This is a genomic window from Xenorhabdus sp. SGI 60 (assembly GCF_056632175.1).
In genome coordinates, this window is the sequence record NZ_CP196860.1 from 3,157,108 (window position 1) to 3,182,977 (window position 25,870).

15 protein-coding genes and 1 pseudogene are annotated in these 25,870 nt (G+C 45.4%); 2 read left to right on the top strand and 14 right to left on the bottom strand.

Translation table 11 applies throughout. The features are described 5' to 3' along the window. Positions 1-316: 316 nt before the first annotated feature. A protein-coding gene (locus ACSJJG_RS14875) for an IS1 family transposase (protein WP_223281913.1) occupies positions 317-1,014 on the bottom strand; the annotation gives its coding sequence in 2 pieces (ribosomal slippage) (positions 317-765 and positions 765-1,014; 699 coding nt in all). A gap of 322 nt (positions 1,015-1,336) precedes the next feature. Here ACSJJG_RS14875 and ACSJJG_RS14880 point away from each other — a divergent pair. After that, a complete protein-coding gene (locus ACSJJG_RS14880) occupies positions 1,337-1,798 on the top strand; it encodes a hypothetical protein (protein ID WP_481089777.1) in 462 nt (153 codons plus the stop codon). Positions 1,799-1,818: 20 nt separating this feature from the next. Here the strand turns inward: ACSJJG_RS14880 and ACSJJG_RS14885 are convergent. The 12 genes and pseudogenes from ACSJJG_RS14885 to ACSJJG_RS14940 form a co-directional block, all read right to left on the bottom strand. Then, positions 1,819-1,964: pseudogene (locus tag ACSJJG_RS14885) on the bottom strand (IncC plasmid conjugative DNA transfer DtrJ family protein); the annotation flags it as partial. Between the two features lie 121 nt (positions 1,965-2,085). Next, a complete protein-coding gene (locus ACSJJG_RS14890; protein ID WP_223281597.1) occupies positions 2,086-2,583 on the bottom strand; it encodes a hypothetical protein in 498 nt (165 codons plus the stop codon). A gap of 13 nt (positions 2,584-2,596) precedes the next feature. Next, positions 2,597-3,301 carry a coiled-coil domain-containing protein gene (locus tag ACSJJG_RS14895; RefSeq protein ID WP_189758629.1) on the bottom strand — a complete coding sequence of 235 codons (705 nt, stop codon included), beginning with the start codon at positions 3,299-3,301 and terminating at the stop codon, positions 2,597-2,599. A 33-nt stretch (positions 3,302-3,334) separates the two neighbouring features. Then, positions 3,335-4,870 (bottom strand): SUMF1/EgtB/PvdO family nonheme iron enzyme, encoded by a 1,536-nt coding sequence (locus ACSJJG_RS14900; RefSeq protein WP_189758633.1) that lies wholly within the window; start codon positions 4,868-4,870, stop codon positions 3,335-3,337. Positions 4,871-4,898: 28 nt separating this feature from the next. After that, positions 4,899-6,146 carry an ABC transporter permease gene (locus tag ACSJJG_RS14905; protein WP_282892749.1) on the bottom strand — a complete coding sequence of 416 codons (1,248 nt, stop codon included), beginning with the start codon at positions 6,144-6,146 and terminating at the stop codon, positions 4,899-4,901. Continuing rightward, positions 6,127-6,825 carry an ABC transporter ATP-binding protein gene (locus ACSJJG_RS14910; RefSeq protein ID WP_223281596.1) on the bottom strand — a complete coding sequence of 233 codons (699 nt, stop codon included), beginning with the start codon at positions 6,823-6,825 and terminating at the stop codon, positions 6,127-6,129. The genes ACSJJG_RS14905 and ACSJJG_RS14910 overlap by 20 nt, the downstream gene beginning before the upstream one ends. Further along, positions 6,822-8,813 carry a vWA domain-containing protein gene (locus ACSJJG_RS14915; RefSeq protein ID WP_189758628.1) on the bottom strand — a complete coding sequence of 664 codons (1,992 nt, stop codon included), beginning with the start codon at positions 8,811-8,813 and terminating at the stop codon, positions 6,822-6,824. The genes ACSJJG_RS14910 and ACSJJG_RS14915 overlap by 4 nt, the downstream gene beginning before the upstream one ends. Positions 8,814-8,836: 23 nt before the next feature. Continuing rightward, a complete protein-coding gene (locus tag ACSJJG_RS14920; protein WP_189758627.1) occupies positions 8,837-9,850 on the bottom strand; it encodes a hypothetical protein in 1,014 nt (337 codons plus the stop codon). 6 nt (positions 9,851-9,856) lie between these two features. Then, complete coding sequence (locus tag ACSJJG_RS14925; protein ID WP_189758626.1) at positions 9,857-12,544, bottom strand: putative virulence factor; 2,688 nt, start codon at positions 12,542-12,544, stop codon at positions 9,857-9,859. After that, positions 12,544-15,567, bottom strand: a complete 3,024-nt coding sequence (locus tag ACSJJG_RS14930; RefSeq protein WP_189758625.1) for a virulence factor SrfB — start codon at positions 15,565-15,567, stop codon at positions 12,544-12,546. Before ACSJJG_RS14930 ends, ACSJJG_RS14925 begins: the two co-directional genes overlap by 1 nt. Before the next feature lie 4 nt (positions 15,568-15,571). After that, positions 15,572-17,479: an SrfA family protein gene (locus ACSJJG_RS14935; RefSeq protein WP_189758624.1), complete on the bottom strand. Its 1,908-nt coding sequence runs from the start codon at positions 17,477-17,479 to the stop codon at positions 15,572-15,574. Between the two features lie 269 nt (positions 17,480-17,748). After that, a complete protein-coding gene (locus ACSJJG_RS14940; protein ID WP_189758623.1) occupies positions 17,749-19,155 on the bottom strand; it encodes a VWA domain-containing protein in 1,407 nt (468 codons plus the stop codon). Positions 19,156-19,362: 207 nt separating this feature from the next. Here ACSJJG_RS14940 and ACSJJG_RS14945 point away from each other — a divergent pair, with 207 nt between their 5' ends. Next, a complete protein-coding gene (locus ACSJJG_RS14945) occupies positions 19,363-19,509 on the top strand; it encodes a hypothetical protein (RefSeq protein ID WP_282885607.1) in 147 nt (48 codons plus the stop codon). A 47-nt stretch (positions 19,510-19,556) separates the two neighbouring features. On the opposite strand, the gene ACSJJG_RS14950 is transcribed toward ACSJJG_RS14945, so the two are convergent. Next, positions 19,557-25,856 (bottom strand): TcdA/TcdB pore-forming domain-containing protein, encoded by a 6,300-nt coding sequence (locus ACSJJG_RS14950; protein WP_481089778.1) that lies wholly within the window; start codon positions 25,854-25,856, stop codon positions 19,557-19,559. Between the last annotated feature and the right edge of the window lie 14 nt (positions 25,857-25,870).

Sequence of the window (25,870 nt, forward strand, 5' to 3'; positions counted from 1 at the left end):
CCATCCCCGCCTATATTGGGATCACCCAGAGTTTCATCAAATTCAAAATAAAACTCACTCAATTCATCTGGAATAGATTGTGCTGGATGTGCGGATCCTCAAAATGGTGATTATAAAAATACTTATCTAAATTAAGATTCAGTTTTTCACTGACTTCATGAAATATCGGTATATAACCCTGAATATCTCCTACTTTCAAGCTATCAATGGCTTAGTATCTTCAATAGCCTCCAACCAATCTGGATATTCTTCTGGCTTAATTCCTACATTCATCTTGAAGTTAGATTGGTATATAAGATTTGGTCATGATTCCAATTTATTGATAGTGACGAATGTTCAAATAATACCCAATGACTCTGTCATGCATTTCTATGGATTTTGAAAAAGATAAGGTCTTGCGAGTCAGTCTTGCCAAATGCTGACGAAGATTCAGGTTATGCCTCTCTATGCGTTGTGTATAACGCTTGCTGACCACATGCAGTTTACCGGCCAGTATTTTTTCATAACTTCTCCAACCATCTGTCATATAGACCACTATGTTAAAAGGCGCCAGCAAAGCCATCAGACGCCCCAAGGTCCTCTTTGTTCTCGGGCCAAAAACATGGGCGATCACTTTTCGTCTTATCCTGTCGTAGGCATAAAAGAGCCAGCGGGGCTGATTCTTTGACTTCACGTACGACCACTGCTCATCCATTTCACAGCAGACAATCACTTCAGTGCCAGGAGCAATGGTTTCGGTTACCGATTTGGGTTTGAGCTTTTTAAATGGCGAAGAACGGTATTCAGGCCAATTCCCATCACTCGTGCTGTCGCCCGACATCCCATGCCATTCATGGCCATATCGACGATTTGTTTATGTGTACCGGGACGACAAGCGGCATAAGTGAATTCGAGTTGCCAGGAGTGACGGCAGGATTGGCAAAGATAACGTTGCTGACCAGAACGTGAGCGCCCATTACGGTGGATCCCTTTAACTGCACAACAAGAGGGACAGGTCACATCAATCTTTGCCATCTGAATGTTCTCCAAATAGGCATACTATACATGATTCAATAAATTGATGTCACGACCCTATACATGATTCAATAAATTGATGTCACGACCTAAGATTTAAATCTTTTTTCATTTTTGCTGATAGCCTCTTTATCACAAAAACTAATATCTGTTGCAAACTGACGCGCCGCAATGCGGCTTGTCTGCTGACATGAAAGGCAAAACAAAAACCTTTTGCCTTTCATCGTCCAGCGTATCAATTGAACTGAGATAATCATTACTATCACTAATAAATTCTTTGAGCTAACTTTATGACTAAGGCAACAAAATGAAGGTAATTGTTATGCGTAGACCTCTATTAAAAACAGTAGCTTTGTTATCATTATTTAGCCTGGCCTCTTCAGCGATAGCCGCATCGCACATAGTGACCGTGTTTCAATGCGCTAACAAGAACCATAAAATGGTCAATGTGAGCCTGTATAATGGAAAATACACATATCGATTTGGTAAAACTAACCAAAAACCCGATATCGAATTACAGAAAACGCCAGAACAGTTATCTCATCGATTTCATAATGTCAGTGCAGCCGATACTGACACAGGGAAAGCACAAATTCATGAGCTAGATTTTAAGAATGGCGAATTCACTTATACTGTAACTTCATCATATCTTGGGAGTAAGTATGTTGCTGGTGTCGATGTTTATAAAAAAGATAATTTATTAACAAGTATAAAATGTCTACCTGATACCATAATCGATCACCTGGCTGACCACATTTTTGACTTACCGGAAAGTGACGCTTAAACGTGCTATCACACTTACAACTATTTCTTAAACATTGACGTTGCAATCACCACCGCTATACCCAACATTATCGCTGCCGGCAACAATATTACCGTCGGATACAACAAGGGATCGTGCTGGCCGGTTTAATACTCCGTTTGGCATGATGATGGACAAAACTGGACTCTTACCCCGCCCGGATAACCGGACAGAATAATCCCTAAAATAACTTCAGCCCATTTATAGTGATCGAATTGTCAACAATAAATGAGCTGAGTATTAATCCAACTTACTGGTAATTAGTCTGATTATTGTAACAACAGGCTGTTTTGAAGTTCATTAAGTTGACTCTGTAACTGTTGTAATTCCAATTGCTTTTGCATTTCAGATGGTGATGGTTGGTTTTGCAAATTATGCAAGCGTTGCTCTAATTCAGCGATCTGTTTTTCCATTTTCACTTTGCCCGCAGATTTGGTTTTCAATTGACCCAACAAGCTGTTTATAGATTTCTGCAATGCGGTGTGAGAACGCTTTTTGCTTTCCAGACTCTCCTTACCCGATTTTTTCTCACGTTCAATCGCTTCATAAATTGCCTTAAACTCTTTATTCAAAGCCTGTTCGTGTTGTAGTTCTTGCTCCTTTTCCACTACACGTTGATCCCAAGTTCCTGAGTAATTACAGTTAAACTTCGCAATAATACTCATATCGCCCAATGTCGGATCACAGTCTTTTGTCTTCGTTACACAACCAGCCAATGCGACACCAGCTGCTAACATAACTAATCCACGCATCATTAATACACGCATAAGAACTCCCTTATCAGCTCACTTTAATTGCGGTACGTTGTTCATAAAGGCTGTCGAGCTCTTGTTGTAACGTGCCAATGTTTTTTCGCATCTGGACAATTTGATTATCCAAATCTTTCGTACGAATTTTATCTTTTACCATCAAAGAAGAGACTTCATTCCACTGCTTTTCATGCGCTTTCATTTCCTTAATAGTATTGCGCAGATAAGCAATATTGGCGTCAAGGCCTGCCAGCTCTTTTTGCATCTGGTCTCTTTTCACTGTCTTCGCAACGATATTTTTTTTGAGATTTGCTAAAGTACGCTTATCCGCCGCAATAACTTCCCTAGCTGTAGCCGTTACGTTCTGGATACGTTTGTTTTCTGCTTTAACATCGTTAATTGAAGCAACCAGTAACTGCTCTTTAGTTGCATATTGTTTACGCTGGTTATCCAGATAAGCATTGGCTCCCACACCAACACCGCAACCCAAAATAGCAGCGGCAGCAATACATATTGCTTTATGGTCACTGGCGAGCGCACAAGCCAATGCTCCTGTCGCAGCACCAGCTATACATGCCTGCCATCCCGATTTATTAAAAAATTCAACATCTTTATTCTGGGTTAAACGAGAATCCACTCCCCCACTCTGGGCAAAAGGGCTTTGCAAGGTTTGGCAGCCCGCCAGAAAAAAAATCATGCAGATAGAAACCATAGAACGAATAGATTTCAAAACCATTCCTTATTATCCTTTTTTTAATCTGATTGATTATTAATTATTTTTCTTACATGCATCTAACCAACTGTCTCGTGCAACTTTCCCGTTGTTCCAATACCCTTTAAGGTTGTCCCAATAAGTGTTGAGGTAACGGTTCAAATTCGTCTTTCCGCGTGCTGACATTTGCTGTTGAACAATACGAAGTTGCGGGGCAATAAGCTCAACATTATAAGTTATTCCCATATCCACCAAGGTATCAGCATAATAATTAACAATAAAACTCAGCGCTTTTTTATGCTGTTCTAGCTGTGTTTGGCGACGCGAGCAATTAGCATCTAGCTCACTGCCCGCTTTACAGGTTTTTTCATATAAACTAACCAAGCGATCATAAAATTCTCCGTCATCTTTTAATTTGGTACATAAGAATGCCCCAAGCTGCAAAGAAGTGCGTATTGCCTGATCGCGCTGTTCATCACGCAGCTGTGCATTTGCCCGCAGATCAGCTCGCAATTGTTCCAACTGCTTTTTTACCGTCGTATCCTGAACCTGGGCTGAGATATTACTCAAGTTATCAATAGAATCAGCTGCTTTTTTCTCCTTGGCTTGTATATTATCTGTACCTAATGCTTTCCACTCTTTGGCAATCTCTTTGATACGTTCTCGGGAAGTCAATGTCGGAGAAACCAGCACCAAACGAAAGCCAATGGTTTTATTTTTATTATCACCTTGTCCCGAATAATAAGGTTCTTCACCACGCAATGCGCTACGTATGTCGTTTTGTGGTGTCAGAAAGTTTCCGCCCCTAACGATATATCCCCCTGCTTTACCATGCTGGCGATCTAATTTATTTAAGCGGAAAGGTTCAAACATCATCTCAGATGCATTGCCTAACATATCATGCAGCCCCAGCGGGTTAGGTTTAAGTAAGCCGGTAAGTTGAAGTTTGCCATTGGAGGATTGGGAGCCTGCAAACCAGACATAATTGGTTATCCCTTCTGGCATTGGGAAACGTTGATCGCGGAATTCAGCCGTGGAAACAGCCAAACCACCACGGGCAGCAAACTCCCATTCAGTTTCTATCGGCAAGCGTAAGAAACCGGGTTTACCATCTTCTACGGGTAAGGCCTTAGGCTGATTATTCAATAACCAAAGGTTATATTGGTTCGCCAGATTCATGGCATCTATCCAACCAATATTCACTTTAGGCAGACGCAGTTTCATATTTGGTGTCGGACAGTTGCCCATAATGGCCTGATATTGTAAATCTGTTATCTCGTACTTCGCCATCAAGAAGTAGCGCCCCTTGACAGACCGGCCTTCTGCGAAACTTCCCGCAATATGTTCAGCTCGCGCTTGCTCCAGATATCCCCATTCATCGTTACCTTCCCCGCCCAATATAATGCTGTAATCCTGCAATGGTTGGCTAAGGGGAATGGAGATCTTGCGAAATACCATCGCACCACTACAAGGCATAGGTAATATCACATCATCCGCCAATGGCTTGGGATTATAATATTTTTCTTCCCAACTCACATTGGCTGCATTGGCAGAAAGTGAAAATGTTCCAAGCAAGAATCCTGACAAGACCATACCCACATAAGCCCCCCTCACACAATGATTAAATCTCACGTAAACTCTCCGCAGGTTCAATTTTCAATGCGCGTAATGCCCCTATTGCAGCAACCCCCAACGCTACGGCTAAAATCACCAATAATGCGATCAATAGATGCGAGGGTTCCAAATGGCACACAAATGCCGTTTCAGGTAGTGAAGCCCCCAGTACACTGTCAAATAACTGGCTGGCGCCAAAATAGAGAAATAAGCCTATTCCCCAAGCACTGCCGGTAAGAAACAAAGCCTGGATCAGGATAAACAACACAACAGCCCGACGACGGAAACCCAATAATCTAAGCACAGCCATATCTTTTCTCTTACGATCGATATTTGCCATAAAGGCCCCCACCAGCGACGCGACACAACCTGAAGCAGATATCCAAGCGATAACGCTAAAAATCAAGCCAAGTACATAATCGATGGCACGTACAGATTCAATCTGTGCCTGCTGGGTCACCGTTTCAATATTTTGCTGCTGTAGCCAGTCAGCTAATTCTTCTACCGTATCAATGCTACTAGCATATAACCGAGCTTTGGCAAAAGATGTACGTCCATGGACTTGCTTCCCATCGTGGGTATTGAATAGCTCTACCTGATAACCATCACGGTAGTCTTCCATCGCAACCAAAAGAGGCAGCGTGACGAAAGCGGCAGGGCGGGAAAATTTCGCTCCATCAATTACATCAATGACAGTTAATGTATGTTGTGCGCGTTCGTTCAGCCCATCTCGTTTACGGGTAATCACTAAACGTAAGCTATCCCCTATTTTTACCTGCAACTGCCCTGCGGCACTAGCACTAAGCACGACTTGTTGAGGACCCTGCGGTATCCGCGCGTTAACCAACAAGGGATCATGTGGGGCTGTGGGGATCACTTCAGCATTACTGACAAAATGCCGATTATCTTTAACCAGATCAGCCTGCGTGTTCAATGAACGCGTTAATGGCATAACAAAACTGACATCGGGACGCTCCGCAAGCTGCATCAGCCAAGTACGGTCATAGTTACCATTTCCCAACATACGAACTTCGAGTGTACGTGGATCATCCAATAGGATATGGCGAAGCTGGCTGACTATGCCATTTTTCAAACCAAACAGCAGTAAAAGAGGCGTGATTACAGCAATCAACGAAAAGATGATACAGAACGCGACCTTGCGATCATGAACCAAATCTGCCAACGCCATACGGGGCAGAAGCCAACGAGACGGTCGCATGGTAGAGCCATTACTATTAATAGATTGTGAAGACACTTTGTTTTTCATCCACTTTCGCAGCATAACGTTTAAGGCTCAAATCTGTGACCCGCTGCCAATCATGACTCACAATAATCGCAACTAAACCCAGTGAGTTTACCATTTCAATTATCAGGCCAAAAAGTGCCTCCGCATTATGGGGATCCAGCGCTGCTGTAGGTTCATCTGCCAATAATAGTTGAGGTTGATGAGCAATGGCACGAACAAAGGCGACACGCTGGCGTTCCCCAATTGAAAGTTGGGAAGGCATTTTTTTCATCAATCCCCCAATTTTCAGGCGCGAAATAGCGGTATCCAGCCAATCGGAGTGAACCACTAACCCTGCTATTTTGCGAGGCAATTGAATATTTTGCTCCACTGAAAGCCAAGGAAGCAGGCCACCATGTTGCAAAACAAAACCGATATCTTTCGCCCGTATCCCAGCAAGTTGGCGCTCTTCCCCTGCCAAAATCGGCGTGGCAATATCACGTGGTGGCATTCCTAATCGGTAACACATGAGATGATCAGGTTGCAATATCCCCCCAATCATCTCCAGTAAAGTGCTTTTACCACATCCACTGGGACCTGTTAATGCGGCCACTTCTCCCGCATCCAGCGACAACGACGGCAAACTAACGGTAAGACCTTGCTCTTCCTGCCCACGCTGTATCTGCATCGACTCAATGTGCAACATCATGGAAGATTTTCCAATGGTACAGGGTAGACGTTATCACGCGGATCGCTGTCTGGTGCCAATGAAATCCAGCGATCGACATCTTCGTTATAACGCTGGTAATACTTAAGTTTGGTATTCAAACGACGAATAAAACGCTCTTGCTCCAATCCATCCCAACTTTTCCACGTCTCTTCATCCAGGCTCAGCACTTCGCTCAAATAAGGCAATCCTTCGATATATTCACCCAGCAGCCCCATTTCACCAAGTTTGGTTGCTTGCTTATTTTTTGCCTGTTTTGGATCATTCCCCATAGTCGCAGCTAGTGAACGCAAACTGGCAAACATATCATCCGGAGAAATCAGGCCTTCATTGGCTGCATCCACGATCTTCTTCATGATTTCACTCAGATCACTTAACTCGCTCTTGGTCAACAGTACCTTGACCTCTGTCGCTGGAATATTTTGTTTCACCAAATCTCGGTCACTAATCCAAGATTTAAATACCGGCGGTGCTTGGATTCCCTGTTTCTCGCCAAGGTATGCCAATTGCATGGCGTGCCCTAACAAAGCAGCATCACGCAGTAAAGGTCCCTGTAATAACGCCTCTTTTTCTCCCGCATCAGAAGAATAGGATTCATCAGCGCCAAGTGCGCTACCAACCGTCTCTTTTCCACTCCATGCTGTTTTAATCTGCCCTGTGATCGCATTGGCCAAGCTGTCAACTATCGTACCAAAACTGTTCACATCGCCTGAGTCAATCGGGTAATACAGCGGTTTATGTAAGAAGGCATTGAGCGTTAACTCACGGTACTGGCTCTCTGCGGAAGCATGGTTTTTACGCCCTGCTGGTGTTTTCAAATGAAGTGCATACAATGCCACACCGCGATAAGTAGCCTCCAAACGCACCTGTGTAGCATCCAATTTAGTGGTGGATAATTTATCATCACCTTCCAATGCACCTGCATCCGTCACGAGGATCACATAACGCGCACCAAATTTCGTCCAGTCCACTTTATCCAATGCCGTCATTACGCCTGCATAAGCGTCTTCATTGACTTTGCTACTGGAAACTTTGGCTTGTTTGAGGTCACGAACTTTTGCCAGAAAATCTTTTCCATCTTTGACCGTATTGGGATCGACATACAGTTTGCTGTCATATTCCAAGCCTGGAACCGCCGTAACATTGGAGCGATAAGCGATAAGGCCAAATTTCACCTGCCCAAGCAAATTCTCTTTTTCAATTTGCTGGTAAATTTTCTCAATGGCTTGTTTAGTACGATCAATATAAGGCCCCATCGATATAGTGGAATCAATCACGAATACCACCGATGCCGAGAACCCTTTCATCATATTTTTTTCTTTATCGGGAGAGATGTTACTTCCCTTATCTTGCTCTGAATTAGGCGTTTCACTTACGGAAGCAACATTAAGTATTCGTACTTGATAACCTGTGTTGGTAAAAATATCATCCGAATCCAACACGGGCAGCAGATAAAAATTCTGGTGCTGATTGATCATATAATCAGGTTCACGCGCCAACACAGAAGAAACGGATTTCCCCTCTTTCAGCCCACTCAATAATGGCTGCAATTGCGCAGCCGGATTCGGTTTGTTCAAAATATCTTCTACATCCGTTTTATCACGGAAGAACAACATTGGGCTACGCCCAGAAGGGTTGGTAAAAGCCAAAGTCAACTGCATTTTCCAATCTACGGTACAGCCGGATTTCATCCAGCCACGAGGATAACCGTAACTATCAGGACCTACATGTAACCATTCTTCGTTTCCTTGCTGCTGGCGCTGGTAGACGTAAAAACGACTAAAGGCAGGTTGTTCTTTGCCTTTTTCACCGATCTTCGCCGATAATTCACAACCAGGATAAGTTAGCACCCGCTGATAGAGCGTTTGTTTCCCTTCCTGCAATAACGGTGTTTGTGCTGACGCCCCAGTCGATACCACCAATGCCAGAGCGGGGAAACCCGCCACCAGCCAGCCAAGATATTTCATCATGCCATTCCTATTCCTTCAGCACGCTATTTTTTCAGTTCTTCTAAACGAGCTTTCGCTTTACGATTTTGTGGATCTTGATTAACCAGTATTTCGTACCAATAAATGGCCGTTTGAGCATCCGCAACAAAACACCCTTTTTTCGTTGCTGTTTTCGGATCATATTCTTGGGCATAACGTAAAGCGATGTTTGTATCACCCGATTGTGCCTTATAGGCATAAAGGCGCTGGGCAATATCACACTGTTTTGCCTCTTTTGCCTGATTAATGATTTCCAACACTTGCTGGCTGGAAGGCTGGCTACGTAAACAACTTTTAACAAAATCCAGCCCACTGCCTTTAGTCATATTTTCACCTGCACAAGGCGCTGTTTCCGACGCGCTGGCAATCACTGGTTCTGGCTTAGCTTGTGGTTTCAACCACCACCAAAATGCACCAGCAACGACTACAATCAACAATACCGCCAGAGCTATCAATAAATTTTTGTTTGATCTTTTTGCCGATACTGGTGGCACAGGTGATGGGATATTATCCTTTTCATTGAACGACAATGACTGCGCCTCTGATTTCGGCAATACAGTATTTTGTGTTTCAACAGGCGATGTTTCGTCAGGAAGCACGGCTGTTTCCTGCGTTGAAGATACATTGTCACTAAGCTCACGTTCTTTATCTGTAGGGACATAGTCTCCTTTTGCCAAGGAACTTAGCACCCCATCGGCAATTTTCAGCACCCCGATATTTTGCAGACCATCACAGTCTTTTGCTGTGACACGATATGCCACCTGACGCTCAGCCAACAAAGCATCAACCAATGCAGGGCCTATTTGCGCTTCCACCGCGCCATCCACTTCCTGCAATTCAGGAAGCATTAACCACACTTCATTGCTGATCCATTGCCCTCGCTCATCTACAAAACAGCGATCCTGATTGCGCTGGACTGATACCTTGATGCCCTCAGTGGCTCCCTGCCAATCTTCAATGCGCAATATGGCATATCCCGGCTCAACCGGTTCATGAGGTCTCAGTTCTGGTTTAATCACAACTCGTTACTCCGACGACAATTGAATACGTTGAATAATGGCGCCCAGCTGTTCATTTTGGATGGCAGTAATTTCACGCCCAGCAGAGTGACCGGCATTTTCTTTAATCACGTCCTTCAGGCCGATCAGCCAATCAAAAACAAACATGGCGCTATAGTTCAGCGTCTCGTTTGTTAATCGATAAAGCCGTTCATCACCTCTCCACAATGCTGGATCTTTTTTATCTGGGCGGGAAAAAATAGGTTGGCCTTTGTTAAAACGGCTATCAGGACGTTTTTCATTCGGTATGTTCTGATAACCCAACCAAGTGACAAAATCATTCATAACGTGCATCACACGGGAAACCTGACGCTCCATCATTTTTTCCCGTCGGACACCTGCTTGCTCCGTGTTTTCCAGCACTTTCAGCAGATCCCTCTCGACGTTCATTCTCTGAATAGCCGTAATTAATTCATCCACCAACATTTCAACAATAGGGCGAGGTAGACCGATAACATTCGCCACATCCAGCTGTTCCGGGACGGTTCGCAGGTAATTGATCCATAATTTAATCACGCGATGGGCAAACTCTTGTTCATGGCTGTGAACAGATACCGTTTCGTCTGGTGTATCACCGAACAGATCAAAATCACTACCAATGCCGAAGTTGGCTATCGATTCATCCGCTTTATTATCTTCAACAGACAACTCCACTTCCGTTTCCTGCATATACAGTTCTTGCAGTGCCTTGCGCGAAGGGATAAAACTTACCAACAGTTCACCGTGCATCTCCATACGGGTTTGCAATACCTTAAGAATATCATCAGCAATCAGTTCTTTTCTCGCCACGTCTTCAGCCCCATTTGGCTGATACCAAGCATGTAAGTTCCCTTCCACCAGTTCATGACGAGTTTCATCTAGCTGTTCCGCTATACGCATCAACTTAATTTCATGTTGTGAGGCGCTCCCCAAATAGTCGGCCAATCGACGCATACCACCATCGTCAAGTTGAAGCATGGCATCCCATGCCTCCTCAGGTGAAGCAATGTGACGCTGAATCGCAGTATCCTCAAGGAACGTTTTTTTCATCAAGGTCAACTTAGGTGCAGTTTGTTGATTGAATCCTACTTCACTGTCTGCTTGCATCATGATAAATGGTGTAGCCTGACGCGGTTTACGCACCAAGAAGGTATTGTTAAAAGCTCGCCCTGGTTGCCATTCCTGCATCCACGGAAAATGACCAAAACGTTCTGTCATAGTGATTTTAATCATGCCACCCTTGCCCCAGGCTTCGCGCAGCATGTCTTCTGACTTGGTTAACTCTTGTGTGATACGTAAGTCCAGCTTAGTGATCGCCCAAACTAATCCCGATGGACGACGAGCACGGCTACTAGCATCAGCGCCTTGGGTATAACGAATCCACTCATCCAATACACTACCAACATCTTTCACGTTGGATTGTTCATTTGAAGGTGTGCAAACCACCAATACGTTCATTTCTTGGTTGAGCGTATAACGTTCAAACAAATAAGCTACCTTGCCCCGCAGGATTAATTGCGCCAGCGGGTTACTGTCTTCATTTTCTGTTTCTGCCGCGTTTTGGAAATAATCCAGTGACTCTACGCCAAGGCGACCGCGGTAACCGGGAAAATCTAGCAAGTCGACATTTTCAAACAACCTTTCCCGTGTAGAAGAAAGCAATGGTACATGCAGTTCGACTGTTAGTGCGGTAAGTTCTGCCAAGGAGAGGGAAACAGGGGCAGACAGTCCATTTTCCAGCTCAGGACAAACTTCAACCTGCAAGTCATTGCTCTTGTTCAGGCGCTCCAGCATATCAACATTCATTATGCTGCTGGTTTGTACCAATCGATTATTCTGCTCAGTGACCAAAACACTCAGTGGTGCCCTGACCAAACTGGCACCTCCCAAACGCTGTAACGTATAGGCAAAACGTCGATAGGTATCGCTGAACTCACGAATATTGCCCCATAGTTCGCCAAATAACTGGGCACGATCATCAATTGATAGCCAAGGTGCCAGCTCTACTGCCGTTGGCCAGTATTGCAATGCCATTTTGCTTTGGCTTTTTTCCGCATGACGAACTAAATAATCCCATAGTGCAACAACATCCTCTTCCGTCATGCCCGGCTCTTTATGAGGCTGGCGTCGTCCATTTAGCGTGGTAAGCAGCGCATTAATGCGTTTTTCATCATAACCCCAATCAATCCTTTCCTGATTGAAGTCATGAATAAACGTATTAGCAAGAATTTTGGCGATTTCCGCTTCATTAAATAGTTGTAATTCAATCGGCCAATCTGGATTGACTGGGAGTGTATGACGACTAAAACGAGTAACAAGGCCGGTAGCCTCTTTGCCTCCACCACGAGGGTTAATATGTTCGATAAAATCAAGTTTATGGTGACCCATTTGGGTTTCTAAACGCCCATTTTCCCCCGCAGCCAGCGAGGAGATAAGATAGGACTTTCCCGCTTGGGACAAACCGAAGAAACCAATAGTCATCGGACGCATGGCCGCCGTCGCCAAACGGTGCGCTGTATTACGGCTCCGACGCAATTTCAGTTTTAACCGATCGGCTTCTGTATTCAGGCGAGGGGCATTGCCACGCACATCCTCTATCCATTCAATCGCTTGGCCCGCTCCTTTTGCTACATCAAGCCACGCTTGTTTTAATTGTTCGGGAGTAAGGTTATTCATTAGATTTTTATGCTCCCACTGTCGAGCCAATAATAAGTTTCACCCAAGCCACTTCCAATCAGGGTATTAAGTTTGAAGCTAACGTCGTTAGGGCGCGTGTTTTGCTCAGATCCGACAATTTCCATCTCATTAATGCGGAATTTTTCTGGGCTACCGTTAGATTCTGCTTCGCGCCCCTGCCCTTCTTCCACTTCCAATTTCAGGCGTAATATCGCATCACCAGCTAATGCTGCCGCTACCCGAGCGCCCTGAATTTTCAGGGTATACAACGGGGTTGCTGGCCAACGTTCATTATCGAGTTGACGGAAACCTAGCCGCATTTCCCCACGTGATTCAAAATATTGCTCGCGATCCAGTTGGAACCCTGGTTTATCCAGATCTATGTCTCGATAAAATATATTGCTATTTTTCAACAAGTTATTACTGTCAAGCATGCCAAAATAACGAATGGTTGAATAAGGTTTGAAATTGGCAGTACGGAAGTAGAAATTACTCAGCCGTGATTTCTCCGCCAACAAGCACAGCATCGCCCCAACCGCAGCAGTAGATTTAGGATCTTCAATCAACCCGTTCTTATTGAATGGATACCAACCTCCGGTTTCATATCCATGCAGCGGGAGAATACGTGCAGGCGGCACTGGTTGTAATTTGCACAGCAATGCCTGAATTCCTGGCAAGCGGGAAGGACGTCCAGTTAACAGCAAGATATCGCAGCTATAGTGCCAAAGGACTTCACTCAATGAACGCAGGCTTTGGCAGATATTAATGCGGTTATTGCGGAGATCAATAAACTCATTATGCAGTTTCATCAAGCTAATGTTTACTGGGACATTTAGAATAGAGAATTCATTTTTTATTCCGGCTGGCAGATTACGTTTAACTTCTTCATCCACGTATTCAAGCAATTTATTCGTTGGTGGAGAGGGAAGCAGATCACTGAACGTAGCGCTAATTACCTGCTCACCTGTTGCGAGATTAAATTTTTCATAATGATGCAAAATGGCAAGCGCTATCGGAGCAAATATTTGCAATGTCAATTGTTGACGCAGCACTTGCTTACCCGCTTCCAGTGCCTCACTACCAAACAATCGAGACATGATTGCTTCTGCATCTAAATCTTGATAACCGATGTCCAACAAGGCAGCCTTGAATGCCGGCTGTAAGTAAAGCTGGATCACGTCCAACAAAATATCATCACCGGCGACTTTAAAACCCTCGCGGAATAATTGCGTTGGAACAATACGCACATTACTGCCACTACCTTCATCCAAGGTATAGCGCGTGATAACCAGATCCGTCGTCCCACCACCAATGTCGATGGATGCGATTTTCAATGTGCGTTTATCACCAGTTTCCAGCTTGTTGTCAGGCCGCACAGTGGCAGCAAAAAACTCTTCACTACGACCACAAAAATAGTTTTGTGTCTCGTTATAGAGGTAAACTAATTGGCCACAAGTCGCCTCATCCCATTTCACATGCACTTCTGGCAATATGCGCTTGCGTTCGACGTTCTTATCTTCCCGCCCACTTTCATCAATACCTTGATCTCGATCTTCCCAGCTCAGTGCTTTCCACACCAATCTGATGGCTTGTGTCATTGCCTGTTGGAAAATAGCACGCTCAGGCTTTGGCATAGCTGGCGGAACAGTAAGAATGATATTTTTTAACTGGCGTGGTGTACTGGCATGGGTCATCTTCAAGCGTTGGGCTGGGCTATTAATCTGCATTAACGCTTGTGCCAATACCTCTGACAACATCATAGTCATCAAAGAGCGACGACTATAGTTCGGTGTAAACACTGGCATACGTTCAGAAGGCTTGAGTGCATAAAGCGCTTCACCCTTGTCATTGATCATGTAGGTCATCGGTGCCGCTGTTGCCTGTGGTTCACGATCCGATTTAACAAATGCACGACTAAACCGCCAGCCGGGGGAATATGTTGCTTCATCCCATAAATAACGTTTTGGACTGGAAAGCCCGGTTGATCCTTCCGTTCCTAAACGCTGTGATGCCATGCGGAAGGCTTCTTCTCCCAAGCGGCCAATAGTTGGCCAAGTAAAGGCATCACTACGTCCACTCTTCGCGGAAAAATCCTGCTTGCCAAATTCAGCCTGGGCAAATTCCAATCGGCTTTCAAAAGGTTCTGTATAGACATATTGAGGTTCACTCAAGTCACGTAGCTGCAACTGATAATGATGAGATAAGCCTTGGTTATCATCTTTGTGGTCTTCAATCAAAATCCCACAACTGCGTGAGTTACCTATATCTAGCACCAAGTCAACGTCAATAATCGGGTTATCATTTAACCTGACATCATTAAGCTGAATTTCAGGAACGCCCAGCGAAACGTTCAGTGCATTAACCAAATTAAGATAATGCGCCTGATGTTCCTTTTGGTTCAGGCTATTATCGATATCTTCATGATAATGGCGCCATAATCCAGTAGCCCGCTCGGTATAGGTTTCCCGCAACCAATCGTCCACCCATTTCAGCAACAAAAAATCACCCATTTCATGATGGTTTTCTGCCAGCGCAAAACCGACACCAGAACGTACATCGTCATCCCCCGGTGCCAAATATTGGGTATTCGTTCTGTCTGGAAAAACTTTGGTATCAAAAGCCAGCGTCACACGCCAGGTGTTTCCCTGTTCATCCGGTGTATCAAGTGCATGAAACTTCACCCGCGACCAGTTGGTCGGTCCTTGTGCAAAACTCCCGGGTGAATTAAAACGGAAAAATGGTAACGGTAGCCAAATGTCGTTATAAAGCTCAAGGGATTTTTCCAATGACAATGAGTAATCTGATTCCGCTGCAAACGCAGAAACTCCCGACGGTGAGGGCACCAGGAAATTGTTATCTCGCTCGTTATATACCAAGCGGATCACTGGATTATCTTCTCCAGCCAGTAGAAATTCACCGTACACTTTGTGCTTAGGTAACGCAAAAGCAAAATCCAGAAACTGAATACCACTGTCACGGATCAGTGTGACTTTCTCTTTGAAATCAGTAATAGTTGCCAGCATGTGGTTAATTTGCCTCTCGCTTCATCGACATAGGAAATAAAGTTTTTTCGTCATAGCGTCCTTTGCACTCTGCCATATTCTGTGTGCCCTGCTGACAAACAACATCAGGCATAGTGTAATTTGAACCATCAGTACATTTTGCTTCACCACTGTTATTTAACTGCAACATTTCAGTGTTCATGGCCGCCCTGACTGGAGCTTGACAACGAATTCCATCACCTCGCACTACTTCAACTTGCCCTTTGCCATTATGGATCTGATAAGTCAGCCTCAATGGCTTACCAGTACGGCTATCCTGGATCCCCGCCCCCGCATGCCAACGACCATTGAGAAAATCAATGTTGTTTTGTTGCAAAGCGCTAGCAGGAATTGTCATCTCTTCAGAAGAAGATGTTGGTGTCCCAGATAATGATGAGTTATTGGATAGATCAGTACTGGTTGATGGTATCGATTTACCAGAATCAATTGATTCAGAAACACTTTTTTCCAACAAAGAATCTTTTGCCGATGGCATTCCATCAGCCGCAGAATTTCCTGCTTCCAGCTTAAGGGGGGGATTCAGTAGCTGGGAATTACCCATATTATTGCTATTTATCGTGTCACTACGTTCTAATATACCGCCACTGCTTGTAACACCATGAAATGAAATCACTTCATCTTGATGTGAAGGCGTAGTGTGAGTTGACGATACTATTCCCCAAACAGGCATTTCGGGCATACAACCACGCAATAACAAAAGGGAAAGTAAAATCAGTAACAAAGGTAATAACAACCATAACCAACGACGTAATCGCCGACGTTGTGTACGCTTAGCCATTGACGCAGAGGCAGAAGAAGATAGCGATGCAACAGAAGCTACCGGCTCAATTGCAAGTTTTGATGCATTGCCTGAAGTAATTGGTGATTCTGAAACAATTGCTGATTTAGCAGGCCGCATTGGGCGCAAGCCATCAAGGGTATTGGCGTTTTTCTGCTGCGTTTTTATTTTTCCTAAATTCGCACTCGCTTTTCCTAAAAGCGTTAATATAGGCTTACCATTAACCAAATAAATACAATCCTGAGCTGGAGATTGGATGGTATTATTCAGCAAGCCTGCAAGCTGGCGCATTTCATGTGCTTTTTGCTCAGGCAGTTGCGCACTGAGTTGTTCAACAGCAGATTGATTTTCCTTTAACTGTTGCAGTGCAGACTGACGCTCATCAGCTGTTGCCGCCGCCCAAGGAACAGCCTTACCGGAAAATCCCGCATACCAATCAATACGCTCCCCCTGTCTATTGACCTTTGGAATTGCCAGTGAATCAGCAACCCCAGGAAGCTGATGTGAGCGTAAGCTTTCGCGTAATCTCAATGGAAAAAGGTGAGCTACTTGCCCACTTTCTTCCATGGGCAGAGGGCCTTCGAGTTTATCACTACGTAAAAAAGTCTCCTGATGCGATTGACGTAAACAATCGAGAGGTTTTGGGCGTGCTTGCTGCTTCGCATTCACAAATCCCCAAAAGGTTATTACAGGTTTGCCGTCAACCAAATAGATATGATCTTGGTCGGGAAATTGGATAGTTTTACTCAGTAAGGCACCAAACAAGCGCATTTCATGTGCCTTTTGGTTAACCATTTGCGTACTAAGTTGTTCAATGGCGGCTTGGTTTGCCTCCAGTTGTCGCAATGCAGATTGACGCTCGTCATCTGTTGCCGCCGCCCAAGGAACAACATGACCGGCAAATCCCGCATACCAATCAATACGATCCCCCTGTTCATTGCCCTGTGGAATAGCCAGTGAATTAGCAACCTCAGAGAGCTGGCGTAGACGTAGGGTTTCTCGTAATTGCAGGGCAGAATGGTGAACAGCTTGACCATTCTCTCCCATGGGTAAATAACTTTCGAGTTTGTCACCACGTAAAAAAGTTTCTTTCACAATAAGCCATTCCTTGCTATCAAAAAATACAACACTAATGTATTTATTTCGCTAATTGGGCCAAGAGAGCAAATATACCTTTTCCAAAAAGATAAAATAATGCTACGGAATAATCTGCGCTGCGCATTAAAACGGAAGATGGTTCCCAAGAGTCTATTGTAACTATTACATAATAAGCAGTAAAACCTCGTGCCCTTATTACGCTACCACATCCACTAAAAACAGATAAAAATGCAAAAATACATTAAATTTATTGCATTTTATTTCTACTAATTACAATTGTCAGGGATATATTCTTGTATCGCTTGGTTTATTACTTGGGTAAACTGGCTGGCATTATTAGCGGCAAATACCTTTCCACCTGTTTGTTTAGCAATGCAATTTCCTGCTCCAGTATGCATGATATCCACGACATTGACTTGTAAACGGGGTTTCTGTTTTTTAAGCGCATTAGCCACAGCGCAAGGATCGCCACCGCACGTTTCATCCCCATCGGAAATTAACAAAATGATCGCGTCACGATCCACACCATCTACCAAAGAACCCGCTGTTTCTAATGCCAATGCCAGCGGCGTTTTTCCATACGGTTCAATACGGTCAATCGTTCGTTTTAACGCCAGCCGCTGCCCAGATGTCAATGACGATGAAGTCGAAATACGCTGGCAATCAGAAGCTGCCACAAGGCTAATTGCCATATCGGAAGGCAGTTTATCGATAATTTTCTTGGCAGACTGTTTTGCTACCGTGATACGCCTTGGCTCCCTCTGGACGTTTTCGAACGATAGACCTTGTAGCCAAAGTTGTACTTCACGTGGTGTAACATCTATGCCAAGAAACATGGATTCTGAGGCATCAAAAATCAGCACAACTTCAGGGGCCTGATTTTTACTGCGTTGAGCAGGGCAAAGCTTTTTCACATCCATTGAGGGTAATTTTGCTGTGACGCTCGATTTTACTTTTGACTCCACCTGCTCTGGTTCTACAACAGCAAATGCTTCCAATGGTTCTGGTATTGCCTCCCCTATAGATTCACCAGCGATCGTTTCAACAACAGGTTGCTGTATCGGCAATGTTTCCACAGGAAAATTGGCTGATTTCACTGGAGAAAGCTTCGGCGATATACAACCTCTCAATAACCATAGTAATAATAATGCGAACAGTAATAATAGTAGCCACCACATCCAGCGAAATTTTCGTTTCTGCTCTGGTAAAGGCGCATCAGGAGACATCGTGTTACCCGTTACAATATCTTGATATTGCGAGGCAGGTGAAATAGTTTGCCCCCAGAGGATAACCGGTTGATTATCTATGCTCCAGATATTTTCTTCCGCAGGAAAATGGCTAATTTTCTCCAATAGCGTAAAGATTTCTGTATTTACTTCCCCTTTTTCACTCAATCGTTCACGTAATCGGGCAATAACGGCGAGTTGGCGGGTAATTTGTGCATGAATTTTTTCGCGCCCAATATCTGATAACTGGGAAAAAGGTTGAGGCTGGCCTTGCAAATCACTATACCATTCAATGGCATCATCACTGCTTTTGATCGGCCTGGCAAACAATAAAGAAAAATTTATAGGTAGATGTTGAACCAATACTGACTGCAGCAAATCATAGTGGCGCAATGCATATTCGTACTGCTCATATTTATTGGCTAAACTACGCGTTATTCTTATCATGCATGATACCCATTTGCAGGACTGTATTCCTTTTTATTCCCATAAAAACACTTATTTTCTTAAAAGCACAAAATATTTTTTAATCCTGAACATTACTTTTGCAACAATAGGTTAAGATCATACATAACAATTTCATGTGTTGGTTTGACCTGTCTGATATTAATCAAGTACAAAATAAATAATGTCATTAAGAATGATCCTACAATAATGGCGGCAAGGTTCAATAGCTTCCTGTCAGGGTTTTCAACTCTGGCTAAAGATGGAATTCCTCTGGTGGTTCTCGCGTCATCCATTACGCAAATAATGAAAGTTTGGGTATTAGAACTGAACATCATGAGCAGTTTTGTTGAGTAAGCACAGAAACAGGAGAGACATTTAGCCTCTCCTGTTATTTCTCGTTCTTACCCTATGGTAGAGTTGGCGTTAGGCAACAAAAGCGGCTGTTCGGCCTTAGCCGGTTGTATCGTTTGCCGTAGGTGTTCGTAAACACCTCCCATATCAGGGAATGAAGCCATAGCCTCGCTCAATTTCACCAGACTCGGGCTTTCCGCCTCTGAAACAGTAGTGACGGTATGAGCAGCAATATTTGGATTTGGTTGCCTGCTGGCCCAAGATAAATCCATCAACATATCTCCTTGCTGACTCATGTTCTCGACTAAATGTGTCACATTAATCGCCGACGAAGCCCTTTCCAAATTGATATGTAAATGCTGATGAGATTTGGCCTGGTTACCAAATACCTGACGCACCACCAATGCTGTTCCATTACTGGAGTCGGTCAACATCAGGTCATCATCGCGTCGGTTAACGAGAATACTTTTCGGATTAGCTATCGGTAAGATCAGACGATCTAAAGACTGTTTAGGATCGTCATTGTCGATGATCACCGTACGGTAGTGAGTCCACATCTCTTTGCTGAATCGATAGGTATCGTGATTGGCTCCACCATACAGCACCAGACTATCGATACCATCAATGATCGGTAACGTTAGATTATCTCTGGCCTCACCGCCTTGAAGTAATAGGGATGACTTGATTCTCCCTATTCCAATGGCTTTATTGAGCACTTTTACCCCACTGCTATCGCTCTGGTATAACTCCTGAGTCATCTGGTTATACACATATGCCGCCTTATTTTTGGCGTCGATTCCCAAGAAGTGCAGATTACCTGAGACGGGAATTCCCTTGCCTGAAAATACCTGACCGCTATCAACATTAAACCAGTCTTGCATATTGTTATTTTGTAAGGTCAGTACCCCTTTGGCATGCCACCGAGCGGCAAGTTCAGTGAGTGCCAGTGACAAATTAGCCGCATTGTTCTGATGCCAATCTTTATCAACGCCAACTAACCGCAATTCACCATTATTAGCTCGTACCAATATCTCACCCTTGACTGTGATCAGACGTATTCCAGCATCGACCTGTTGTGCCGCCTTAAGAGACAACTCAGGTGTTAACTCACTGGCAACGGGAAGTTGTGCCGAAGCATTAAGTACAAGGCCAGAACCAAAGGCAGTAGCCAATGCGTTCGTAGTCATAGCGGGTTGGTGATATAACTTACCACTTTCAGGTTCAAAGAGCCGCGCAACGGTGCCATCCGCTTCGAATCCCAGGAATTGTAGCGATTTATCCTGTAGTGTTGCTGAAGCGACTACCACTTGTCCATTGTGATACCACACGGGCAACACGCTTTTGCCATCGGTGCCCTTGACTCCAAATACCGCCAGAGTGGCCCCTCCATTTGTGACACTAGCCAGATCCTGCCACCAGTGAGTACGCCCCTTGAGCCAATGCTCGTTAACCGCTTCGTAGTTGAGCTGCCCCAATGCATCAAGTTGCGCTACACGCCCATCCTCAGTGATGGCAAGCAGGTTACCATTCAGGTTGACTACGTTGGCTAACGGTGGTGTGTTGACACGCAAGGCAGTGGGTTGATTAGCGTCAAGAACCGCCTGACCTGGGCCTTCCTGACGGAACAAAGCATTCTGCTCTCTACTGTAGAAGAAGAACACTTCCGTGCCTACGGGACGGGAAATAGTGCCCGCTAACACAAGGTCAGCCGGGATCTGCCAGGCACTGCGGATCTGTTCGTGCTCTTTAACGTACAAGGTCTGTTCCTGCGGCGGTGCCAGATTTGGTTTGATCAGCGTACCATCACTGGTACGTATCCAATAACGGTGTGCCACACCAGCCGCATCCGTACCGAATAGGGTGACCAACTCGGCACTGGTCGGTTGGATCAGCCGAGCGCCCAGTGTATATACCGAAGTCTCACGTTGAGTGCTATTGCTCTCGTAACCTCGGAGTATAGTCTTAAGCTCGTCACCATGCCGATCTCTGTTTGCCGAAAGCTGGAGTAACTCATCATCACCCACCGCACTAACTAACTCCATGCGGTCACCGATGATCCGGTAGCTTAACTCAGCTTCTCTCTCCTTCAACTGATAACGGCGCGCCAGATAGACTGCATCACCTTCTTGCCATAACCGACTAATCTTGCCTGCATTCTGGTTGAACCATGGCTCAAACTGCGCGTTAACTTGTCCAGTGGCAATGTCTACCCGCCACGCGACCGCGTTATCGGCGTCGTAGAAATAAGCATAGTCACCCATCACCGCCCCCAGTTGGGCATGTTTAGCTTGTTCGTGAGGAGTATCGGTGAATAGCATCCGCTTCCTGGAGACGTCATAGAAAGCCCGACCAACATCATGCCCGTTGTGATTGTAGTTCTCCACTACCACATACTGCCCGTGCAACTGATGCGCCTTGGCCAGATCATTTAGGTGTTGCTCAATTTGTTGGCCAGGCACTTGCCACTTGCTTGCATCTTCGCTTATCACCTGAGTTGTCAGATTGGAAAAATCGATTTCACGAACTTCATTCTTGCTGTTGACCACCAGCACTTGCCCGTTCTGAGAGGGATCGAGTTCGACCACTACACCACCGACTACCAATCGGTTTTTCGAGACGCTGATAGTATCACTGGTGAGTTGGCTGCTATCGATGATCCAGCGCGACGGTACATGACTGCTGCCATCTGGGTTGGAAACGTCACTCATGAGCTTCACGCTGGTGCCTTTATTCAACCCGATCAGGTACTCACCACCGGCACCTTTGATCTCGTAATGCAGATAGCCATACAGTTCCCTAGGGAGTCTGGGTACGACCAGTTTTCTGTTGCACCGATCGAGTACTACTTCGATCGGTGTTGCCACATACTCCTGATGGATCCGTCGGATCGTCGCCTCCCCCGGGAAGATGTAAAAATCGTAATCGAAGCGCTTATCCTCTTCGAGTCTGCGAATAACATCAAAACCCGTATCATGACGCGTTGTTGCCCCAGGAAGTTGCATATATTCGTACTTGATGAAGGACTTAGGTGTCCCTGGCAGGATTAACACGTTACTGTCACTGTGCTCGAGTTTATGAGAGACATCCTTGTAGCCGATTCCGCTACGTACTTCAATCGCCTGGCTGCGATCATGAACCATCTTCGGAAAATCGCCGATCCAGAAGAAATAATTGATTTTTCCTGAACCAGTAGAGCCTGAATGGGTGCGATAAATGTACTGGCTGTCAAAATCAATCTGATTATTGCGCAGATCCAAAGTCTTAATCACAGCCCCAGCTAATGGTATCAGCACCTTTTTCTCGCTGTCATACCGGTAGCCATTGCCCTTGTAGGCTTTGTCGAGCATATCGAAGTAACGGCCCACCGCTTTTGCATCCTCAGCAACGGCACCAAACGCTTGCGCCAGCGCGGTAAAGCCCACGGCTAGCCCGCCAAGGATCACGCCTGCACCACCAAGTACAGCAGAGGCCGTCGAGGCACCAACCAGCCCGGCACCAGCCCCGGCAGCACCTGTAACGAAACTGGCCGAATCGAATGCTAGCTGGGTTCCGAACACGGCCTTCTGTGTATCCGTTTCGGCATGGGCTAGCTCATAAGCATCCAACCCAACCAAGGCGCCACCAAGAAGCACACCTATGCCTTCATTGGCAGTATGAGCCAGGGTTGAAGAAAACTGATTGAGCGAGGTTTCAGCAACTATCACTTCACCGCGTAATGCCGTGCGCACCAACTTGATTACGTTAGTGACATCGTTCACGCCTGCGTGAATCATCTGGGCGTAGTTAAGGTAACTATGGATCCTGAGTGCGGTGGCCAGATCAGGCGAAGCGTTCCCGTGTGCCGCGTCATTGCGCTTCTTGTCGGCAAACCACTGGATTAGCGTCTGTACTGCAAATCCAGCATTCAGTCCATCAACCGGAGCTGCTTCACCGCCAACTCCATTGGATCGTAACTGGCCGTGTTCAAGGTTAAAATGCTTGCCCAGAGTGAGTATATGTCCATCGACGAAATGGCGGAATTCGAAAAAAGTGGCATCGTTACTGCTCACCAAACGCGTCTCTTCCAAGTGATCGCGATTGATGAATTGGACACTGTAACGACCTTCCCCCTGTTCCTCAATACTGCCAATTACTGGCATCCAACGCGGGTCAAGCTTATTTTCCTGAACAAGCGCTGTAATGGCCTTATCGAATTTTGCTCCCCACTGTTCAGTATCAAGGATGGCCAATGCGGTGCGTAACTGAGTATCCTCGGCAATTTTCACTTGGGCATTGACTGCTTGCTTGACCCACTGCCGTTGTTCTATCACAGTGGCAAGTTCGTCAGGACGGGTCAAATCAGCAACATCTAAGCCATTGTCTACGGGTACTCTTGCCATCTTGACAGGATCGATCTCCACCAGATTGAAGGTAGGAGCAGACTTACTACCAAACGCACTATAGTGAACAGCCAGGCCACGCTTCACTAAATGTTTTTCCATAGCACGTAAAAAATTGGCTGAGTTATCGAATGCAAAAATCCCGAAATTTGGATCATAGAAATAGTAACGATGTCCTTTCGCGCCGACAGTACTCCCCACCATCATGGCATGGTTTTGGGTATTGAGAGCGAACGTCGACGTTCCAGTCGCTTCCTGTAACAAAGAAACAACCTTAGACAAGGTAACCTTCTCTTCCAGAGCTTTTGACGCTTGACTGGCCTCAACATTAGAGTGCAGTCTTGCCAGACTGTTTTTGAGCAGCGTGGAACTGCCAGCCTGAGGGGAAGCCGCGGCAAAGAAGAGTTTTTCTACCAGACTATTGATACTTGCTTCACCACCGCTGGCTAGTGCTACCGCCATGGCTCTGACCAGGGGATAACAGCGACCACCAGATGCGTCTCCAACCAATGACAGATAAAAATCTTGGGGTATCAGACGACTGAAGCTGCTACCGGCACGCTGAAAGTCCTCGCTGAACACCGCTGTCTGTTTCAATACTTTGTCGATATATTCAGCCCGGCTAACTTCAGTGATGCGACCGCTCAACGCCCCTCGTTGTTTAGGGGTAAGCGGGCTGTCAAGAAACAGTTTTTTCATCTCCAGGATTGACATTCCATCGTTAAAACCTGGAATGGGAGTATCCTGAATGTTCTGCAAGCCATCGGAAAATTCAGTACTTCTTGGCCCACTTCGCTGGTAAGCTTCGGCAATAGCATAACGCTCGCCCACGTTATAATCGCGTTTCTGCCCGCCGCCTTGGATAGAGGTATCATCAATCCGCACTACCGCATCTATACCGTTTTTGGACTTGATCTGCTGCCATAACCAGCTTTGTTCCACGGAAAACACTTCACGCAAAACTGAGTCGTATTGCTGCTTGTAGTATTCCAGCGTGATATTGATATACCTTATCTTTTCATCAATCCGAGCAATCTCAGAACGGTCTCTGGTTTTTCTTCGATTTTCATAGAGTTTATTTCGGGTATCCACCAACGGCTGAGTTTCTGTTCCGATCGCAGCCTGGAGCCGGTCACGCAACCCAATCCATCCAACAATTGCCGGATGATGGGGAGAAAATTCTCCCTGTTCATATACCCCATCAGAGATCCCTTCAACTGACACGCCAAACTGTGCAGCAGCCTTTTTCAGTTTTTGATGGATCTGCTCATGATAAGTGGCAAATTGAGCCTTGCTACGCTCAGTCGCTTGACTGTCAGCGTCCTGAATCAATATTGGTTCCTCACCACCACGCAATTTCGGCCAGATATTCAGACCTTCCCGCTGATACTCCTGACGCTGGAACACCAATTGCCATTTACCCTCAACGTATTGCATGTATGCCGCGGCGAGACCTTCAGCGGTGTTTGCTACCTGATAATCCTTAAAGTCCACCGCCATGACCACGTTATCATATAGCAACGAACTGTTGACCCGTCCGTCGTGATAGACTCGGTAAGTATCAGCATCAAGATCGGTCACCACCAGTGAACATCCTGACAACGATCCCGTGAACAGAAAACTTCCCGGAATTGCATGCTTAGGAATATCTACATAAGCTGGCAACGTATTAGCCTGGTTTGCACCGTTGTAGCCAAGGAAATAGGCTGGCACGCTGTTAGCATCACTCCCGGCTATCTCATTCGGGCTTCGATCAGCGTATTCAATCTCATATAAGCCTGACTTAACTTTCACCAATTTGGCATTTCCCTCTGCCGGAAGCCGCCCTGCTCTAACCAGTGTCTCGGCACTGATGGTGTTGGATTTTGCAAATAATTCAGGATCGATAGCAAACTGCTGGATATCAGCGCTACCTTGACGGGGTATCGCCTGAGCGGAAACAAGCAGCAATTGGTCGCTGTTATTGGGCATGACAATTTTCCTTA

Bases quoted from the DNA above. Each gene is read 5' to 3' on its own strand.
- ACSJJG_RS14880 (WP_481089777.1), top strand. From the start codon at position 1,337: ATGCGTAGACCTCTATTAAAAACAGTAGCTTTGTTATCATTATTTAGC.
- ACSJJG_RS14890 (WP_223281597.1), bottom strand. From the start codon at position 2,583: ATGCGTGTATTAATGATGCGTGGATTAGTTATGTTAGCAGCTGGTGTC.
- ACSJJG_RS14895 (WP_189758629.1), bottom strand. From the start codon at position 3,301: ATGGTTTTGAAATCTATTCGTTCTATGGTTTCTATCTGCATGATTTTT.
- ACSJJG_RS14900 (WP_189758633.1), bottom strand. From the start codon at position 4,870: ATGGTCTTGTCAGGATTCTTGCTTGGAACATTTTCACTTTCTGCCAAT.
- ACSJJG_RS14910 (WP_223281596.1), bottom strand. From the start codon at position 6,825: ATGATGTTGCACATTGAGTCGATGCAGATACAGCGTGGGCAGGAAGAG.
- ACSJJG_RS14915 (WP_189758628.1), bottom strand. From the start codon at position 8,813: ATGATGAAATATCTTGGCTGGCTGGTGGCGGGTTTCCCCGCTCTGGCA.
- ACSJJG_RS14925 (WP_189758626.1), bottom strand. From the start codon at position 12,544: ATGAATAACCTTACTCCCGAACAATTAAAACAAGCGTGGCTTGATGTA.
- ACSJJG_RS14930 (WP_189758625.1), bottom strand. From the start codon at position 15,567: ATGCTGGCAACTATTACTGATTTCAAAGAGAAAGTCACACTGATCCGT.
- ACSJJG_RS14940 (WP_189758623.1), bottom strand. From the start codon at position 19,155: ATGATAAGAATAACGCGTAGTTTAGCCAATAAATATGAGCAGTACGAA.
- ACSJJG_RS14945 (WP_282885607.1), top strand. From the start codon at position 19,363: ATGGCGGCAAGGTTCAATAGCTTCCTGTCAGGGTTTTCAACTCTGGCT.
- ACSJJG_RS14950 (WP_481089778.1), bottom strand. From the start codon at position 25,856: ATGCCCAATAACAGCGACCAATTGCTGCTTGTTTCCGCTCAGGCGATA.